General features: G+C 62.3%; 16 protein-coding genes. 12 read left to right on the plus strand and 4 right to left on the minus strand.

Annotation, left to right across the window (positions count from 1 at the left end; all coding sequences use genetic code 11):
- Positions 1-121: 121 nt before the first annotated feature.
- The 7 genes from tsaB (at position 122) to AC4P1R_RS00205 (ending at position 6,857) form a co-directional block, all read left to right on the plus strand.
- Positions 122-802: a tRNA (adenosine(37)-N6)-threonylcarbamoyltransferase complex dimerization subunit type 1 TsaB gene (gene tsaB, locus AC4P1R_RS00175; RefSeq protein WP_069459665.1), complete on the plus strand. Its 681-nt coding sequence runs from the start codon at positions 122-124 to the stop codon at positions 800-802.
- An 80-nt stretch (positions 803-882) separates the two neighbouring features.
- On the plus strand, positions 883-1,380 hold the full coding sequence (locus AC4P1R_RS00180) for a GNAT family N-acetyltransferase (RefSeq protein WP_069459664.1): 498 nt from the start codon (positions 883-885) through the stop codon (positions 1,378-1,380).
- 107 nt (positions 1,381-1,487) lie between these two features.
- On the plus strand, positions 1,488-2,303 hold the full coding sequence (gene olsA / locus AC4P1R_RS00185) for a lyso-ornithine lipid O-acyltransferase (protein WP_069459663.1): 816 nt from the start codon (positions 1,488-1,490) through the stop codon (positions 2,301-2,303).
- 286 nt (positions 2,304-2,589) lie between these two features.
- Positions 2,590-3,990 carry a tRNA (N6-isopentenyl adenosine(37)-C2)-methylthiotransferase MiaB gene (gene miaB, locus AC4P1R_RS00190; protein WP_069459662.1) on the plus strand — a complete coding sequence of 467 codons (1,401 nt, stop codon included), beginning with the start codon at positions 2,590-2,592 and terminating at the stop codon, positions 3,988-3,990.
- A gap of 117 nt (positions 3,991-4,107) precedes the next feature.
- A complete protein-coding gene (locus AC4P1R_RS00195; RefSeq protein ID WP_069459661.1) occupies positions 4,108-5,163 on the plus strand; it encodes a PhoH family protein in 1,056 nt (351 codons plus the stop codon).
- 15 nt (positions 5,164-5,178) lie between these two features.
- Entirely contained in the window at positions 5,179-5,685 is a 507-nt protein-coding gene (ybeY, locus tag AC4P1R_RS00200; protein ID WP_069459660.1) for an rRNA maturation RNase YbeY, read from the plus strand.
- 11 nt (positions 5,686-5,696) lie between these two features.
- Positions 5,697-6,857, plus strand: coding sequence for a hemolysin family protein (locus AC4P1R_RS00205; RefSeq protein ID WP_069459659.1), 1,161 nt, complete (start codon positions 5,697-5,699; stop codon positions 6,855-6,857).
- A gap of 19 nt (positions 6,858-6,876) precedes the next feature.
- Here AC4P1R_RS00205 and AC4P1R_RS00210 read toward each other — a convergent pair whose 3' ends face one another.
- A complete protein-coding gene (locus AC4P1R_RS00210) occupies positions 6,877-7,455 on the minus strand; it encodes a LabA-like NYN domain-containing protein (RefSeq protein ID WP_069459658.1) in 579 nt (192 codons plus the stop codon).
- Between the two features lie 415 nt (positions 7,456-7,870).
- Between AC4P1R_RS00210 and lnt the strand changes: the two genes are divergently transcribed.
- The 4 genes from lnt to trmB all read left to right on the plus strand — a co-directional run bounded on the left by lnt (position 7,871) and on the right by trmB (position 12,437).
- Positions 7,871-9,466, plus strand: a complete 1,596-nt coding sequence (gene lnt, locus AC4P1R_RS00215) for an apolipoprotein N-acyltransferase (RefSeq protein WP_069459657.1) — start codon at positions 7,871-7,873, stop codon at positions 9,464-9,466.
- A 147-nt stretch (positions 9,467-9,613) separates the two neighbouring features.
- On the plus strand, positions 9,614-10,033 hold the full coding sequence (locus tag AC4P1R_RS00220) for a helix-turn-helix domain-containing protein (RefSeq protein WP_069459656.1): 420 nt from the start codon (positions 9,614-9,616) through the stop codon (positions 10,031-10,033).
- A gap of 203 nt (positions 10,034-10,236) precedes the next feature.
- Positions 10,237-11,505 carry a methionine adenosyltransferase gene (metK, locus tag AC4P1R_RS00225; protein WP_069459655.1) on the plus strand — a complete coding sequence of 423 codons (1,269 nt, stop codon included), beginning with the start codon at positions 10,237-10,239 and terminating at the stop codon, positions 11,503-11,505.
- A 233-nt stretch (positions 11,506-11,738) separates the two neighbouring features.
- The gene (gene trmB, locus AC4P1R_RS00230) at positions 11,739-12,437 is read left to right on the plus strand and encodes a tRNA (guanosine(46)-N7)-methyltransferase TrmB (RefSeq protein ID WP_069459654.1); all 699 of its coding nucleotides are present in this window, start codon (positions 11,739-11,741) and stop codon (positions 12,435-12,437) included.
- 149 nt (positions 12,438-12,586) lie between these two features.
- Here the strand turns inward: trmB and AC4P1R_RS00235 are convergent, their stop codons facing one another.
- Both AC4P1R_RS00235 and AC4P1R_RS00240 read right to left on the minus strand, forming a co-directional pair.
- Positions 12,587-12,844, minus strand: coding sequence for a BQ00720 family protein (locus AC4P1R_RS00235; RefSeq protein WP_069459653.1), 258 nt, complete (start codon positions 12,842-12,844; stop codon positions 12,587-12,589).
- Between the two features lie 46 nt (positions 12,845-12,890).
- Positions 12,891-13,322 (minus strand): Hsp20 family protein, encoded by a 432-nt coding sequence (locus AC4P1R_RS00240; protein ID WP_069459652.1) that lies wholly within the window; start codon positions 13,320-13,322, stop codon positions 12,891-12,893.
- Positions 13,323-13,533: 211 nt separating this feature from the next.
- On the opposite strand from AC4P1R_RS00240, the gene AC4P1R_RS00245 reads away from it, so the two are divergent.
- Complete coding sequence (locus AC4P1R_RS00245; RefSeq protein WP_069459651.1) at positions 13,534-14,478, plus strand: nucleoside hydrolase; 945 nt, start codon at positions 13,534-13,536, stop codon at positions 14,476-14,478.
- A 73-nt stretch (positions 14,479-14,551) separates the two neighbouring features.
- Here AC4P1R_RS00245 and AC4P1R_RS00250 read toward each other — a convergent pair whose 3' ends face one another.
- Positions 14,552-16,936 (minus strand): methyl-accepting chemotaxis protein, encoded by a 2,385-nt coding sequence (locus AC4P1R_RS00250; protein WP_069459650.1) that lies wholly within the window; start codon positions 16,934-16,936, stop codon positions 14,552-14,554.
- Between the last annotated feature and the right edge of the window lie 143 nt (positions 16,937-17,079).

A 17,079-nucleotide genomic window follows, 5' to 3' on the forward strand; every position in this document is an offset into this window, starting at 1 on the left:
CTCATGCGATCTCGGGATTACCCCACCGGCCAGGCTCGCTGCATCACAGTCGAGTGACCGGAGAGGGGAGAGGGGCGCCGTTGCGCGGCCGCGCAAGGCTCGGGAGGTTGTGTCGGCTAACATGCTTGTTCTTGCCATTGATACGTCCGGTTCCGGCTGTGCGACCGCCGTTTACGACGGCGCCGCCGGGGTGATTCTGGCGCGCGCGCAAGAGGATATCGGGCGCGGACATGCGGAGCGCCTGATGGCTTTCGTCGACGAGGCGCTCAGCGCCGCGGCCCGACGGCTCGAGGATATCGACCGGATCGCGGTGACCGTCGGTCCCGGCTCCTTCACTGGGATCCGCGTTGGCGTTGCGGCGGCAAGGGGACTGGCACTTGCACTTGGCAAGCCGGCTGTCGGCGTCACCACGCTCCATGCCGTCGCCGAGAGCGCCCGAAAGACTGAGCCTGGCCGGCCGGCGCTTGCCGTGATCGACGCCAAGCGCGACGAGGTCTATGTCCAGTTCTTCGACGCGCTTGGTCAGCCGGAGACGGCGCCAGAAGTCCTGCCGGTTGACCTGGCGCGCGAGCGGTTCTCCGGCTTTGACGGCCTCGTCTGCGGTTCCGCAGCGCATCTCGTCGCCGCTTCCGAAATGGCAGGTGAGGCGAGCCGTAAGACGGACATGATCGACATCGCCGTGGTCGCCCGGTTGGGTGCTGCGGCCGATCCAGCTTCGGCCAAGCCGAAGCCGCTTTATCTGCGCGGCCCGGACGCGAAGCCTCAAGCGGGTTTTGCGGTGACGCGGGCCGTTGCGGGATAGACCCAATGTTGATGTGACGAATTCGGTGCGTCGACGACGACGTACCGCGCCGTGCAACCGGATGCGCAGAATCGACGACGATGAGTTTCACCGACTATTTCACCCGCCGCGCCGAGTTCGATATTTTCCCGCTGGAGGAGGCTGATCTTGAGGCCGCGGCGACGCTTCATCGTCACCGTTTTGCCGCGCCCTGGAGCGACGGCGAAATTCACGCGCTTCTCACGCAGGATACGGTCTTCGGTTTTGCCGCACGCCAGACCAGCGGTGGCTTCCGCGCTTCCTTCGGCGGCTTCGTTCTGTCGCGTGCTGCCGCCGGCGAGGCGGAAATCCTGACGATCGGCGTCGACCCGCGCTTTGCCCGCTCCGGCCTCGGCTGGCGCCTGATGCAGGCCGTGACGCGCGAGGCGCTCGTCAAGGGAGCCGAGGCGCTCTTCCTCGAAGTCGACGAAACCAACGAGGCTGCGATCGGGCTCTATCGCAAGCTCGGTTTCTCGAAAGTCGGCGAGCGCCGGGCCTATTACCAGGGGCCCGCCGGCGCGCGCACCGCCGCGCTTGTCATGCGGCTCGATCTTCGCTAGTTCCCTGCGACGGCGATCCCCCAGCCCACATCCGTAGATCGGATGCGGGTGGAGGGAGATTTCGTAAGAGGCCGCGATGCCGCGGCCGGCGATCGGAAAGTTTGCGGATGGTCAACTGGATACGGGTCGCGTTCTACGGCCTCCTGCTCCTCGTCGTCTCCTTCCTTCTGATACCGGTCCAGTTGATCTGCCTCCGGTACGACCTGATGCCGCGCCGCTACCTGCCGCGGGTCTGGCATCGCATCGCCTGCGACCTGCTCGGTCTTCGCGTGCGGGTGCACGGGACCCTGGAGCGTCGCCGTCCCTTGCTTCTCAGTTCCAATCATGTCTCCTGGAAGGACGTCCTCGTTCTTTCGTCCATCGCCGACGTCGTCTTCGTCGCCAAATCCGAGGTCAAGGATTGGCCCGTCTTTGGCCATCTTGCCCGCCTGCAGGCTTCCGTCTTCATCGAGCGCGAGCAGAAACGTTCGGCCGGTCAGCAGGCAAATGAGATCGGCCGCCGGCTTGCCGATGGCGAAGTGGTGGTGCTGTTTCCCGAAGGCACGACATCGGACGGCAATCGCCTGCTCGAGATCAAATCATCCCTGTTCGGCGCCGCGGCCACGGCCGTGCCGCAGTCTCCGACCGGTGTGGTCCATGTCCAGCCGGTGGCGATTTCCTATACGGGCATTCACGGCATGCCGATGGGACGCTACCACCGGCCGATCGCAGCGTGGCCGGGCGATATCGGGCTGATCCCGCATCTCCTCGGCGTCCTTCGGGAAGGGGCGATCGATGTCGAAGTCGATTTCGGCGAGGCGGTGGACTACGACCGTCGGTCCAACCGCAAGGAGGTGAGCCGCCTGGTCGAACGGCGGATCCGCCGCATGTTGTCGGACCGGTTGAGGGGACGATCGGCAAGCGGCGCCCAGGACGCGGCCTAGAGCGCCGCGCGTCTTATTAGACCCGCAAAGGTCACTGTAGCACTTTGAAATGCTGCATGTCTTTGTCCTTTAATCGAGGTCGATTAAAGGAGACATGCAGTAGCGCATCGCTCGGAAAGCTCAGTACTCAGTTCGAAGCGTTGCAGCGACCTGTTCGCGTCTGAAGGGTTGCGCGGGGCTGCAAGCGCCCTTGCGGGCGAACGCCGGACCCTGGCAGGTCCGGCCGAGCCACGGTGGCGGCCGAAAATGCTTCAATTTTGGGCCGCTTTGAACTAAAGAACCGCGCATGAGCCAGGAAACCGCCCTTCTGCCGACAGCGCCCGTTGCCGGCGACGACCACGCCCCGGTACGCAAGGTCTTTGTCAAGACCTATGGCTGCCAAATGAACGTCTACGATTCCGACCGCATGTCGGATGCGCTCTTGCGTGACGGCTATGTCGCGACCGACGCGGTGGAAGAGGCAGATTTCGTCCTGCTCAATACCTGCCATATTCGCGAGAAGGCCGCCGAAAAGGTCTATTCCGAATTGGGGCGCCTGCGCGAACTGAAGAAGGCGCGGGCGAGCGAAGGCCGCGAGATGGTGATCGGCGTTGCCGGCTGCGTCGCACAGGCCGAAGGCGACGAAATCCTTCGCCGCGCGCCGGCGGTCGATCTCATCATCGGTCCGCAGACCTATCATCGCCTGCCCGAGGCGCTGAAGCGGGCGCGCAACGGCGAACGCGTCGTCGAGACGGACTACGCCGTCGAGGACAAGTTCGAGCATCTGCCGCAGCCCGACAAGGCAAGGACCCGCGCCCGCGGCGTCACCGCCTTCCTGACCGTGCAGGAGGGCTGCGACAAGTTCTGCACCTTCTGCGTGGTGCCCTATACCCGCGGCTCCGAAGTGTCGCGGCCGGTGGCGCAGATCGTTGCCGAAGCGGAAAGGCTGGTGGAGGGCGGCGTTCGCGAGATCACCCTGCTCGGTCAGAACGTCAATGCCTGGCACGGAACGGGCCCGGACGGTCGCGACTGGGGGCTTGGCGATCTTCTGAAGCGCCTTGGCGCAATCGAGGCGCTCGCGCGCCTGCGCTATACCACGAGCCACCCGCGCGACATGGACGACAGCCTGATCGAGGCACATCGTTCCATGGCGAAGCTGATGCCCTACCTGCACCTGCCGGTTCAGTCGGGGTCCGATCGCGTCCTGAAAGCCATGAATCGGCGCCATACGGCTGCCGAATATCTCGCCCTTGTCGAGCGCATCCGGGCCGCGCAACCGGACCTAGCGCTTTCCGGCGATTTCATCGTCGGCTTCCCGGGCGAGACGGACAAGGACTTCGAGGACACGATGGGCCTCGTCGAGGCGGTCGGTTATGCACAGGCTTTCTCGTTCAAATATTCGAGCCGCCCGGGCACGCCGGGCGCAGAACTCGAGGAACAGGTTCCCGAGCACGTGAAGGCCAAGCGCTTGGAAAGATTGCAGACTTTGCTTACACGGCAGCAGCGCGACTTCGCCGCGGCCTGCGTCGGACGGGAAATCGATCTGCTTCTGGAAAAGCCGGGCCGCATGGCCGGCCAGCTTGTCGGTCGCTCGCCCTGGCTGCAGCCCGTGAATGTTGATGCAAAGCGATCGCAAATCGGTGACATTATCAAGGTACGAATCACCAAGGCCGGCTCCAACAGCCTGTTTGCCGAGATGATCGAATAGCGCCGTGACCGGCAATGGAGTTCAACGGGAGCTTTTGCGCCGGTAAAGTGTTACAAGAGTCTGCGCGCTGCCGTCCACGCGTGGCGCCGCGGATCAAGAGCGAGGAGCCCGAACCGCTTGAACGGACACGAGATGATTTCATCCTCATCGCGCCAATCGAAGACATCCGCGACAGACGCCAATCACTTCGTGCTTACGTTCGAGAACAATCGGTTCGCCAGTGAACTCTTTGGCCAATTCGACCAGAACCTGAAATTGCTCGAGGAGCGCCTGCGCATCCATGCGAGGCCCCGCGGCAATTCCGTTGCCATCTCCGGTGATGTGGTGGCGACGAATCAGGCGCGGCGCGCGCTCGATTACCTCTACGGGCGACTGCAAAGCGGCGCCGCCATCGAGACCTCCGACGTCGAGGGCGCGATTCGCATGGCGGTTGCGGCGGATGACCAACTGCAATTGCCGACGATGGAGCGCAAGGCCAAGCTGACCATGGCGCAGATTTCGACGCGCAAGAAGACGATCGCCGCCCGTACCCCGATGCAGGATGCCTATATCCGTGCCATGGACCGCTCCGAGCTCGTCTTCGGCGTCGGCCCCGCCGGCACCGGCAAGACCTATCTTGCCGTCGCACATGCGGCCCAGCTTCTGGAACGCGGCGCGGTCGATCGCATTATCCTGTCGCGGCCGGCGGTCGAGGCGGGCGAGCGGCTGGGCTTCCTGCCCGGCGACATGAAGGAGAAGGTCGATCCCTATCTGAGGCCGCTCTACGATGCCCTTTACGACATGATGCCAGGCGACAAGGTAGAGCGGGCGATATCGGCGGGCGTCATCGAGATAGCGCCGCTCGCCTTCATGCGTGGACGCACCCTCGCGAATGCCGCCGTAATCCTTGACGAGGCACAGAATACGACCTCGATGCAGATGAAAATGTTCCTGACCCGTCTTGGCGAAAACGGCCGGATGATCGTGACCGGCGACCCGAGCCAGGTCGACCTTCCGCGCGGCGTGAAATCCGGTCTCGTCGAGGCGCTGCAGATCCTGAAGGGTGTCGAAGGCGTTTCGGTCATCCGCTTCAAGGATGCGGACGTCGTGCGCCACGAGCTGGTGGCGCGCATCGTCAGGGCCTATGAAAGCCACACGGCCGTCCACGATGAGAGCGAGCAGAGCGATCGCTGACGATTGCGGGCGACCATGACGGCCTTGGATATTCAGATCAGCGTCGAAGGGGGAGACTGGGCGTCGGAGAGCGACCTGCAGTCGTTTTCGGCAGGCGTTCTCGCGACGGCAGCGGATTTTCTGGCAACTGAAGAGGGGCAGCCATTCCCCGCCGAAGCGCCGGAACTGTCACTGGTCTTTACCGATGATGCGTCGATCCGGGCGATCAATGCGGAATGGCGCAATCAGGACAAGCCGACCAATGTCTTGTCCTTTCCGGCATTTGCAGTCACTCCGGGCCAGATGCCGGGGCCGATGCTCGGCGACATCGTCATCGCCCATGAGACGTTGAAGCGTGAAGCGGCCGAATTGGGAAAGCCATTCGAGGAGCATTTGACCCATCTACTCGTCCATGGATTCCTGCATCTTTTCGGGTATGATCACATCGAAGACGGCGAAGCAGAAAAAATGGAGGGCCTGGAGACTCGCATTTTGGCGCGTCTTGGCCTATCTGACCCTTACGGGGACCTCTCCCCGCATTGACAGTTGGAACGATGAACGAGTTCAAGACACAGCCGGTCACGGTTGCGAATGAGGAGGCGGAAGCCTCCGGCGAGCCCGAGGCGGGCAGTAGTAGCTCCGCCTCCAGATCAGAGGGCAGCAGATCCACAACATCCTTCTGGAGCCGAGCTGCACGCCTGCTGCGCGGAGCAAATACGTCGAGCCTGCGAGAGGACCTCGCGGATGCGTTGATGTTCGATGCCGCCAGCAACACCGTGTTTTCGCCCGAGGAGCGGGCGATGCTCAACAACATCCTCCGCTTCCGCGAGGTGCGGGTCGAGGATGTCATGGTGCCACGCGCCGATATCGAGGCGGTGGACCAGGGCATCACCATTGGCGAACTCATGGTCCTCTTCGAGGAATCCGGGCGCTCGCGCATGCCTGTCTACAGCGAAGGCCTCGATGATCCGCGCGGCATGGTCCATATCCGCGACCTTCTCGCCTATGTGACGAAGCAGGCCCGCAACCGTCGCCGCAACGGCAGGGCGCAGGCCACCACGGCCATTGAAAGGGGCGAAAAGGCGTCGCGTCAGCCAAGGTCCGGCTTCGACCTCGCGCGCGTCGATCTGAACAAAACGGTCGAAGAGGCGGGCATCATACGCCAACTCCTCTTCGTGCCGCCCTCGATGCTCGCCTCGGACCTGATGCAGCGCATGCAGGCCGCACGCATTCAGATGGCTCTCGTCATCGACGAATATGGCGGCACCGACGGTCTCGTCTCACTGGAAGACATCGTCGAAATGGTGGTCGGCGACATCGAGGACGAGCATGACGACGAGGAGGTGATGTTCGCCAGCACCTCGGAGGACGTCTTCGTGGCGGATGCTCGTGTCGAGCTCGAGGAGATCTCCCAGGCGATCGGACCGGATTTCGACGTGCGGGAGCAGATCGAGGATGTCGATACGCTTGGCGGCCTCGTCTTCGCCTCGCTTGGCCGGATTCCGGTTCGCGGCGAGGTGGTTCAAGCCATTCCAGGCTTCGAATTCCAGATTCTCGACGCGGATCCGCGCCGCGTGAAGCGCGTGCGCATCATGCGCAAGCGTCCGCCGGCCCGTCGGCGACTGCACAAGGCCGAGAAAGAGGGCGTGCCGGAGGCGTTCACGCCGATCGGCGGCGGTCAGGCCGACCTCCGGTCTCCGCCACCCGTCGAGTGATCGCTGAGGCCATTCCGCGTCAATGGTTGACGTCTGCGTTCTTCTGTTTGACCGGCTGAGGTAAATATTCCGGCGGATGCCGGTCTATCTCGCCGCGCAAGGTGATCAGGTCGATGAAATGGTCCGCCTGGCGACGCAGGTCGTCGGCAACCATGGGCGGCTGCGTCGCCATCGTCGAAACGACGGAGACCTTGCGTCCCTTGCGCTGCAGCGCCTCGACGAGCGTGGTAAGGTCGCCGTCGCCGGAGAAGATCACGATGTGGTCGGCGACCTGAGATTGCTCCATGGCGTCGATCGCGAGCTCGATGTCCATATTGCCCTTGATCTTGCGCCGACCCTGGGCATCGGTGAACTCCTTGGCCGGTTTGGTGACGACCGTATAGCCGTTATAGTCCAGCCAATCGATCAAGGGACGGATCGTGGAAAATTCGAGGTCATCGATCAGCGCAGTGTAGTAATAGGCGCGCAGCAGATAGGCGCGCTTCTGGAATGCGCTTAGTAATTTGCGGTAATCGATGTCGAAGCCCAGGCTCTTCGATGCTGCGTAAAGGTTGGCGCCATCGATGAAGAGTGCGATCTTTTCGCGGGAATCGAACATTGTGACTCCTTTGTCACTCAACATACCCAAATCCCGGCGCCCTAAACGGATCGCCATAGGCGGAGTCGAACGCCTACTGCATGTCCACTTTAATCGTCCTCGATTTAGGGACAAAGACATGCAGCAATATAAAGTCCTACAGCGACCTTTGCGCCTCTGATAAGACGCGCGGCGCTGTAGTGACGATATGGTACGCAAAAATGAGAAAACCGATAGCTGCGCCCTAGCATATTGGCAACTGTGGTTAACTCGCGTCAATTCTACCTCAACCCTCGCGCGAAGTCATCGACGCAATTGCTGCGTCCGACAGGAATGGCCGCCGCCGTGGCGGGACAAGCGACCGTTTTTTTGAAAAACTGCCGCCAATCGATTCGGTTCTTCCCGCGCGGCTTTCCGGCCGCCGATTGGAGTGTCAATGGAAAGACTGGCAGGTAAAATCATCCTCCTTTCCGGAGTTTCCCGAGCATTTGTCGGCTTTCTGGCCGGTCTTGTGGCAGTGTTCACCCAGGCGCCTTTCGGGATTTTTGCGGCCGCTTTCCTGTCCTTCCCAGTCCTGGTCTGGTTGATCGACGGCGTGGCCTCCGATCCGAACGAGGGCTTGGTCCGGCGCCTGCTGCCCGCCGCTTCGATTGGCTGGAGCTTCGGCTTCGGCTATTTTCTGGGTGGCTTGTGGTGGCTCGGCAACGCCCTTCTCGTGGAGGCGGATGTCTTTGCCTGGGCGCTGCCGCTGGCAGTCATCGGCCTCCCTGCTTTTCTCGCACTCTTCTATACCTTCGCCGTGCTCGTGGCGCGCTGTCTCTGGTCCGACGGTGTCGGCCGAATTGCCGCGCTTGCACTCGGCTTTGGCCTTGCCGAATGGGCGCGCAGTTTTCTCTTCACCGGATTTCCCTGGAATGCGATCGGCTATGCGGCGATGCCGATGCCGCTGATGATGCAGTCGGCAAGCGTCGTGAACCTGGCAACGATCAATATGCTCGCGGTCTTCGTGTTTGCAGCCCCAGCCCTGGTCGGCACGGGAAGGGGCGCGCGTATCGGACTTGCCGCCGCCATTGTACTCTTCGCCGCCCATATCGGCTTCGGCTACTATCGATTGACCCTGCCGCCGCCAGCGCCGAAGAGAGCTTCGCTGACGGTGCGGCTCGTTCAGCCGGTCATCGACCAGGCGAAGAAGCTCGACGATCGCCAGCGCGCCGCCATTTTCGCCGAGCATCTCGCGCTGACGGCCGCACCGGGCGAGGAAGGCGCCAAAAGGCCGGACATCGTCGTCTGGCCGGAAACATCGATCCCTTTCATCCTGACGGACAATCCCGATGCGTTGACGCGGATCGACGAGGTTCTCGATGATGGCCAGATCCTCATCACCGGCGCTGTTCGTGCCGAGGATGCGGGCGCCGGCCTGCCGCCGCGCTATTACAATTCGATCTATGTCATCGACGACCGCGGCCAGATCGTCGCGGCCGCCGATAAGGTCCATCTGGTACCCTTCGGCGAATATCTGCCGTTTGAGCAATTGTTCTCGTCCTGGGGCCTGAGCTCCGTCGCCGCCTCGATGCCGGGCGGCTTTTCGGCGGCGAGAACACGTCCGCTGCTGACGCTGCCGGGGGGCAAGACCATCTACCCGCTGATCTGCTATGAAGCGATCTTTCCCGACGAGATTGATGGTAGTGGCCGTTTGGCCGACGCGCTCCTGAACGTCACCAATGATGCCTGGTTCGGCGATACGCCCGGGCCCCGCCAGCACTTTCATCAGGCGCAACTGCGTGCCGTCGAAAGTGGGACGCCGATGATCCGCTCCGCCAATAGCGGTATATCAGCAGTGATTGATGCACGCGGCGTTTTAGTGGTAGGGTTGGGATACAATTACAAGGGAGTTATTGACGCCACCTTACCGGGAAAAATGCTCACGGCGACTGATACTACTACGCGTGACCGGATTCTCTGGGTTACGATAGGGATTCTCTTTTTGATTGCGATGATTTCACGCAGAAGTTTCAGCCTTCGGAAGAATTGACCAAAAACCCCTAAAATTGCATAGTGGTTCTTACCGTCAACCTCCACCTGCCGCTGTAGCCCCGCCTTCGCGGGAAGCGTGCTTCCGATGAGCGGCAAGCAATGAGAGGTTGTGGATCATTGAAACAGCGTGTTTAGGAACGCGAATATGGTCGAAAACAAGAAGAAGCCGAATCCGATCGACATTCATGTCGGCAGCCGGATTCGCCTTCGCCGGACGATGCTTGGCATGAGCCAGGAGAAGCTCGGCGAGAGTCTGGGGATCACCTTCCAGCAAATCCAGAAGTACGAAAAGGGCACGAACCGCGTCGGCGCCAGCCGCCTGCAGAATATTGCCACGATCCTCAATGTCCCGGTCTCGTTTTTCTTCGAGGACGCCCCGGGCGAGGGAACCGGCGTTCAGTCCGGAATGTCGGAGTCATCCAGCTCCAACTATGTGGTCGATTTCCTGTCGTCTTCCGAGGGTCTGCAGCTCAATCGCGCCTTCGTCAGGATTTCCGACCCGAAGGTTCGACGCAAGCTGGTGGATCTCGTGAAGGCGCTGGCCGCGGAGGCGGAGAGCGACTGAGAAAGCGCTCCACCAATCTGAAAAAGCGGCCTTGGGCCGCTTTTTTCGTGCCGGCCGGCGCCTTCGGTAGTCCATCCCAGGCGCGCAGCGGAGCGTTGATCAATGCTGATATAAAGATATATTTATGTCGTTGTTCGCTTGTTTTTTGGCGGCAAAACCACTAACAGTTCGGGACCGCTTCTTTCATTGAGGGGACTTCCCGCATGCGCGCAAACTACCTGTTCACGAGTGAATCCGTAGCCGAAGGTCATCCGGATAAAGTGTGTGACCGCATCTCCGACGAGATCGTCGATCTGGTCTACCGCGAAGCGGCGAAGTCCGGTGTCGATCCGTGGAGTGTGCGCATTGCCTGCGAGACGCTGGCGACGACCAACCGCGTCGTCATCGCCGGCGAGGTCCGCCTGCCGCCGAGCCTGCTGAAGAAGGACAAGAACGGCAACGAGGTGATCAACCCGTCGAAGTTCAAATCCGCCGCCCGCAAAGCCATTCGTGACATCGGCTATGAACAGGACGGCTTCCACTGGAAGACGGCGAAGATCGACGTGCTCCTGCACTTCCAGTCCGCGCATATCGCTCAGGGGGTCGACAGTGCCGCAGACAAGCAGGGCGAGGAGGGCGCCGGCGACCAGGGCATCATGTTCGGCTACGCCTGCCGTGAGACGGCAGAGCTCATGCCGGCTCCGATCTACTATTCGCATCGCATTCTGAACCTGCTCGCCGCTGCGCGCAAAAAGGGTGACGGCGAGGTTGCCAAGCTTGGTCCGGACGCCAAGAGCCAGGTGACCGTTCGTTACATCGACGGCAAGCCGGCCGAGGTCACCTCGATCGTGCTTTCGACGCAGCACCTCGACGAGAGCTGGGATTCGGCCAAGGTTCGCGCCGTCGTCGAGCCATACATCCGCGAAGCGCTCGCCGACTTGAAGATCGCCGCTGACTGCACCTGGTATATCAATCCGACCGGCAAGTTCGTCATCGGCGGTCCGGACGGCGATGCGGGCCTTACCGGTCGCAAGATCATCGTCGATACCTACGGCGGTGCCGCACCGCACGGTGGCGGCGCCTTCTCCGGCAAGGACACGACCAAGGTCGACCGCTCGGCCGCCTATGCCGCCCGCTATCTCGCCAAGAATGTGGTCGCGGCAGGCCTGTCCGACCGTTGCACGATTCAGCTTTCCTATGCGATCGGTGTCGCCCAGCCGCTGTCGATCTATGTCGACCTGCACGGCACGGGCAAGGTTTCCGAAGACCAGGTCGAAAGGGCTATCCGTAAGACCATGGACCTCTCGCCCACCGGCATTCGCCGTCATCTCGATCTCAATCGGCCGATTTATGCCAAGACGGCCGCCTATGGCCATTTCGGACGCAAGGCCGGCCGCGACGGCTCCTTCTCCTGGGAAAGGCTCGATCTTGTGAAGCCGCTCAAGGAAGCGATCGCATTCGACGCCACGGCGCTCAACGGCCGCGCCGCCTGACCTGCCGGCCTGACAGAGGTCGTCGCGCTCAAATCGAAGCGCCACGGATCGATTCTGATGCATGGTTCTGCTACTGCATGTCTCCTTTAATCGACCTCGATTAAAGGACAAAGACTTGCAGAAATTCAAAGTGCTATAGCGACCTTTGCGCGTCTAATAAGACGCGCGGCGCTGTAGATCGCGGCGGATGCTCGAAACGGGCATCCGCCCCGCCTGTTGAATGGAATGACGACATGACCGAACCGCGCCGCGCCAGAGCAACGGAGGCCTTCTACGGCCGTCGCAAGGGCAAGCCCTTGCGGGAACGCCAGGCCACGAATCTGGAAACCATTCTGCCGGTTCTGAAGCTCGATCTCGACCATCCGGCGCCTGCATCCCTCCCGGAGCTCTTCGCCGTCCCGGTCCAGCGGATCCGATTGGAGATCGGCTTCGGCGGCGGCGAGCACCTCCTGCATCGCGCGGCGGAGGATCCGCGCACGGGCTTCATCGGTGTGGAGCCCTTCGTCAATTCCATGGCCAAGCTGCTCGGCCAGATCGAAACGCGGGGGATCGGCAATATCCGGCTTTACGACGACGATGCGACCCAGGTGCTCGACTGGCTGCCCGCCGCCTCACTGGACCAGATCGATCTGCTCTATCCCGATCCCTGGCCGAAACGGAAGCACTGGAAGCGGCGGTTCGTCTCGAAGGCCAATCTCGATCGTTTCGCCCGCGTGCTCAAACCCGGCGGCTTCTTCTGCTTCGCCTCGGACATCGACAGCTACGTCAATTGGACCCTTATCCATTGCCGCGATCACGCTTCCTTCGAATGGACGGCGGAAAATGCGGCCGACTGGCTGTCACCGTTCGCGGGCTGGCCGACCACGCGCTACGAGGCCAAGGCCCGCCGGGAGGGGCGCAACTCCGCCTATCTGACCTTCCGGCGCACTTAGCGCATCTGCCGAAAATCGGAATCGAGGTCGATGCGGTAGCCCTTCCAGGGGGGAGAGCCGCGGCACGCCCCTTTTCCCCGTCTTCGCGCCCGCTGGGAGAAGGCTGCGGCAGCGGCAGCCGGGTGAGCGGGAAGAAAACTGTCCAGCAGTCAATGCAGCGTTACGGTGCGCAATTCGTCCTCGGCGGCCTTGAAGAAAGTGCTGGAGCGGTTGTCGGTCAACAGGATCGGCGTTCCGTCGGCTGCAAATAACGCCCAGAGATCGATGCCGGGGCCGATTTCGGGTGCTTCCGGAAAGCAGCGGGAGACCTCCTCCGAACGCATCTTGCGGATATAACCGACTTCGCCCGCGCCGAGATGCGCGAGGTCGTTCTTGGACAGCAATGTGTTGATGGTTTTCAGTCCCATGGTGGTGCTCCGTGGTCGCCGGCGCGGGAAATGCCCGCCGGTTATCCTATTCTGGGACCGAAATGTTAATTTTCTTTACCATTCTCAACGGCTCTGGCCGCACGAGATCGACCGAGAGGAGTCCGTTGCGCAATTCCGCGCCGAGCACCTGCATGCCGTCGGCAAGAACGAAGGTGCGCTGGAACTGGCGGGCCGCAATGCCGCGATGCAGATAATCGCGCTCGCCGGTTTCTATCTGGCGGCCGCGGATGACGAGCTGGTTTTCCTCCGTCGTCACATCCAGGTCGTCCTCGGAAAAGCCGGCAACGGCAAGGGTAATGCGCAAGCGCTCCGGCGCGCCGGCCGTGCCGTCGCCATGAATGCGCTCGATATTGTAGGGAGGGTAACCGTCATTCGCCTTGGCGATGCGCTCAAGGGTCTTTTCCATGCTGTCGAAGCCCACCAGGAGCGGGCTCGTAAACGGCGTAATCCTGCTCATTCTTCAAGTCCTTGCGAGATCAAGCGACCATCTTCCAGGACCTGCCAAGCAGCATCCCGCCAAGCAATATGGTGGCTGTGCGCAACGAGTGCAAGCGGCTTGCCTCTGGTGCGGGCGCAAATCATAGTCCACCGGGCGACGGCCTGAAGCCGCGCCGTGGTTATGTGTTGCGCGGCAAATCCGCAGATTCGAGATGGCAGGAGTAGGACAAGTGTCAAACGCGCGAAAGATCATCATCGACACGGATCCGGGGCAGGATGACGCGGCCGCGATCATGCTCGCCTTAGGCAGCCCGGAAGAAATCGACGTTCTCGGCATCACCACCGTCGCTGGCAATGTGCCGCTCACGCTGACGGCGCGCAATGCGCGGATCGTCTGCGAGCTCTGCGGCAGGACGGACGTGAAGATTTTCGCAGGCGCGGATAGGCCGGTGGCGCGCCCGCTCGTCACCGCCGAGCACGTCCATGGCAAGACCGGGCTCGACGGCCCCGAATTGAGCGAGCCGACAATGCCGCTTGAGGAGCAGCACGCCGTCGATTTCATTATCGCGACGCTCAGCGCCGAGGCGCCGGGCGCGGTGACGCTTTGCACGCTTGGTCCGCTCACCAATATCGCGCTCGCCCTCACCAAGGCCCCGGAGATTGCCCCGCGGGTACGGGAACTGGTGATGATGGGCGGCGGCTTTTTCGAAGGCGGCAATATCACGCCGGCGGCTGAGTTCAATGTCTTTGTCGATCCGGAGGCCGCCGAGATCGTCTTTAGCTCCGGCATTCCGATCGTGATGATGCCGCTCGACGTGACGCACCGTGTCCTCACACACAAGGCCCGAGTCGAGAAGATCCGCGCAATCGGCAGCCCGGCGGCGGTCGCGCTTGCGGAGATGCTCGAGTTCTTCGAGCGCTTCGACATCGAGAAGTACGGCACCGATGGTGGGCCGCTGCACGACCCGACGGTTATCGCCTATCTGTTGCGGCCCGAGCTCTTCACCGGTCGCGACTGCAATGTCGAGATCGAAACGACTTCGGCGCTGACAACCGGCATGACTGTCGTCGACTGGTGGCAGGTCACGGGCCGCGAGCACAATGCCATGGTCATGCGGCACATCGACGATGAGGGCTTCTTCGATCTGCTTACGGATCGCCTGGCGCGTATCTGAGCATGGCCGGATGATACCCCAGAATATGAAAACGGCGCCAATGGGGCGCCGTTTTCTGTGTCTCCTGCTCTGGTCAGAACTCTTCCCAGTTGTTCTCCGCCAGGGCGTTGGCGCCGATAGTCCGGGCCGGCATGTGCGGCCGCGGGGGGGAGTACCCAGTACCTTGCTGCGTGCGGCTCGCCGCTGCGGAATGCGGACGGGAAGCTGCGCCTTCGGCTGACCGCAACCGCGCGGCGGCACCACGCAGCCGCTCGGCGGCCGCCTGCGTCGTTTCCTCCTCCGCCAACCGGAAGCGGGAGACGAGAGCGCTGAGCGCCCGGGCCTCGTCGTTGAGCGCCACGCTGGCCGCCGTAGTCTCCTCGACCATGGCGGCGTTCTGCTGCGTCACCTGGTCCATCTGATTGACGGCCACGTTGATCTCCTTGAGCCCGACGGCCTGCTCGGAGGCGGAGCTCGAAATCTGGCGGATTAGCCCGTTGATCTCGACCACCTGCTCGGCGATCTTTTCGAGCGCGCCGCCCGCCTTGCCGACCAGATCGACGCCCTCGCGCACCTGGCCCGCCGATGTGTTGATCAGCGTCTTGATCTCCTTGGCGGCATTTGCAGAACGCTGGGCAAGCTCGCGGACTTCCTGCGCCACGACCGCAAAGCCCTTGCCCGCCTCCCCGGCGCGAGCGGCTTCGACGCCGGCATTGAGCGCCAGGAGATTGGTCTGGAAAGCAATCTCGTCGATGACGCCGATGATGCGGCTGACCTCGTGCGAGGATTGCTCGATGCCATGCATCGCAGCTATCGCCTTTTGCACGACTTCGCCCGACTGTTCGGCATCGCTGCTGGCGAGCTCGACCGATTTTGCCGCGACCTTCGCATTTTCGGCACTGGCATTGACCTGCGAGGTCAGCTCGTCGAGGGCGGCCGCGGTCTCTTCGAGACTTGCCGCCTGCTGCTCGGTCCGCTGCGAGAGATCGTTGGCGGCGCTCGAAATCTCGCCGGTGCCGCCGCCGATGTTGACGACGGACTGGTTGACTGTGCGGATCGTCTCTTCGAGGCTGTCCATCGCGGCGTTGAAATCGCGCTTGAGCTGCGCGTATTCCGCGGGGAATTCATCCGCGATCCGGAAGGTGAGGTCACCGGATGCGAGATGTGACAGGCCGTTGCCGAGGCGTGCGACGATGTCGCGCTGGAGCGCACTGGTTTCGGCTCTTTCGCTCTCGGAGCGGCTGCGCTCGCGCTCCGCCTGCTCGCGTTCGTGCCGCGCTTCGCCTTCCAGGCGTTTGGTGTCGGCAAGCTGGTGGCGGAAGCCTTCGAGCGCCTTGGCCACGGCGCCGGTTTCGTCGGTGCGGTCCTGGCCGGAGATCGGGTTTGCGTAATCGCCGTTGCCGAGCGTCTCCACGTCGCGCACGAGCCCGGAGAGCGGCTTTTGCACGAAACTGCGCACGGCAAGATAAAGACCCGTGAGCACGGCGAGGAGTACGACGAGACCGCCACCGATCATCATATAGGTCTGGTTGTTGACCGGGGCGTTGATGATGGTGCGAGGCACATCCACGAGCACGACCCAACTGGCGTTCACATTGGGCAGCTTGAAGGGATAGACGACGCGGTCGAAGGGTTCGTTTCCGTCATAGGTCAGGTTCTTGATCGTGCCGGAGGCGTTTGACGAGAGGGCATTCTTGACCACGTCCGCGCCTTCGCCCTCATATTCCTTCATGAGCAACTCGGGAATCGGCGCGGCGAGCCACTTTCCGCTCTGCGAAAGCAGGTATACGCGGCCGGACCCGAAAGGCTTGAGCTTGCCGAGCCGGTCGGCGAGAGAAGCGAGCGAGATGTCGACCCCCGAGACACCGATCATCCTGCCATCCGACATCACCGGGTAGGCGATCGACGTCATCGTCGTCGGTACGTCAGTGCCTTCGGCGAGGTAAGGTTGCGTGATCGCACCCTTGCCGCTCTTTGCGGCCAGCGCGTACCATTCGGCGGCATAGTCGGCGCCGAAAGTCGAAAATTGCGCTTGGCCGTCGCGGTTCTTCGACCAATAGGGCGTGAAGACGCCGTCGGCGTTGGCGCCGAGTTCCTCGTTGCTGGCCACTTCCCGCTGACGCCCGTCGAAGGCTTTGATCTCCTCGGCAAACCAGCTGCCGAAGGCGAATTCATGCTGGTCCAGGTTCGCCTTCAAAAGGTTGATGGCGCCCGCACGGTCGACGGACTTTCCCGCGTGGCCGCGCCCGAGCACGCCTGACATGGTCCGCGCCGCCGCGGCGAGTTCACCGACGCTGCCGGCAATGTCGGAAGCAATGGCGCGTGCTTCCGCCTGCGCCCCCTCAAAGACCAGCGTCTCGACGCGATCCTGGGTCTGGGAGATGAGAACGAAATTCGAGGCGAGCAGCACCAGGGCGATCGTGCCGCCCGTCACGGCAATCAGCTTGGTCGCCAGCGATTTGGCATGGAACTTGATCATTAAATCCTCACGCACTGAGAGTCCGCAGCTTGCAATGCGGCGCGACAGTCCGAACTGTAGGGTGAAACTCCGTCATGGAGCGCGTGATGCCGACCGGCATGAAGGAACCGGGTCTAAAATGGCCCGCTTCGTAATCTGGATAA

The sequence above is a fragment of the Sinorhizobium sp. Y406 genome, assembly GCF_058732025.1.

Bases quoted from the DNA above. Each gene is read 5' to 3' on its own strand.
- tsaB (WP_069459665.1), top strand. From the start codon at position 122: ATGCTTGTTCTTGCCATTGATACGTCCGGTTCCGGCTGTGCGACCGCC.
- AC4P1R_RS00180 (WP_069459664.1), top strand. From the start codon at position 883: ATGAGTTTCACCGACTATTTCACCCGCCGCGCCGAGTTCGATATTTTC.
- olsA (WP_069459663.1), top strand. From the start codon at position 1,488: ATGGTCAACTGGATACGGGTCGCGTTCTACGGCCTCCTGCTCCTCGTC.
- miaB (WP_069459662.1), top strand. From the start codon at position 2,590: ATGAGCCAGGAAACCGCCCTTCTGCCGACAGCGCCCGTTGCCGGCGAC.
- ybeY (WP_069459660.1), top strand. From the start codon at position 5,179: ATGACGGCCTTGGATATTCAGATCAGCGTCGAAGGGGGAGACTGGGCG.
- AC4P1R_RS00205 (WP_069459659.1), top strand. From the start codon at position 5,697: ATGAACGAGTTCAAGACACAGCCGGTCACGGTTGCGAATGAGGAGGCG.
- AC4P1R_RS00210 (WP_069459658.1), bottom strand. From the start codon at position 7,455: ATGTTCGATTCCCGCGAAAAGATCGCACTCTTCATCGATGGCGCCAAC.
- lnt (WP_069459657.1), top strand. From the start codon at position 7,871: ATGGAAAGACTGGCAGGTAAAATCATCCTCCTTTCCGGAGTTTCCCGA.
- AC4P1R_RS00220 (WP_069459656.1), top strand. From the start codon at position 9,614: ATGGTCGAAAACAAGAAGAAGCCGAATCCGATCGACATTCATGTCGGC.
- metK (WP_069459655.1), top strand. From the start codon at position 10,237: ATGCGCGCAAACTACCTGTTCACGAGTGAATCCGTAGCCGAAGGTCAT.
- trmB (WP_069459654.1), top strand. From the start codon at position 11,739: ATGACCGAACCGCGCCGCGCCAGAGCAACGGAGGCCTTCTACGGCCGT.
- AC4P1R_RS00235 (WP_069459653.1), bottom strand. From the start codon at position 12,844: ATGGGACTGAAAACCATCAACACATTGCTGTCCAAGAACGACCTCGCG.
- AC4P1R_RS00240 (WP_069459652.1), bottom strand. From the start codon at position 13,322: ATGAGCAGGATTACGCCGTTTACGAGCCCGCTCCTGGTGGGCTTCGAC.
- AC4P1R_RS00250 (WP_069459650.1), bottom strand. From the start codon at position 16,936: ATGATCAAGTTCCATGCCAAATCGCTGGCGACCAAGCTGATTGCCGTG.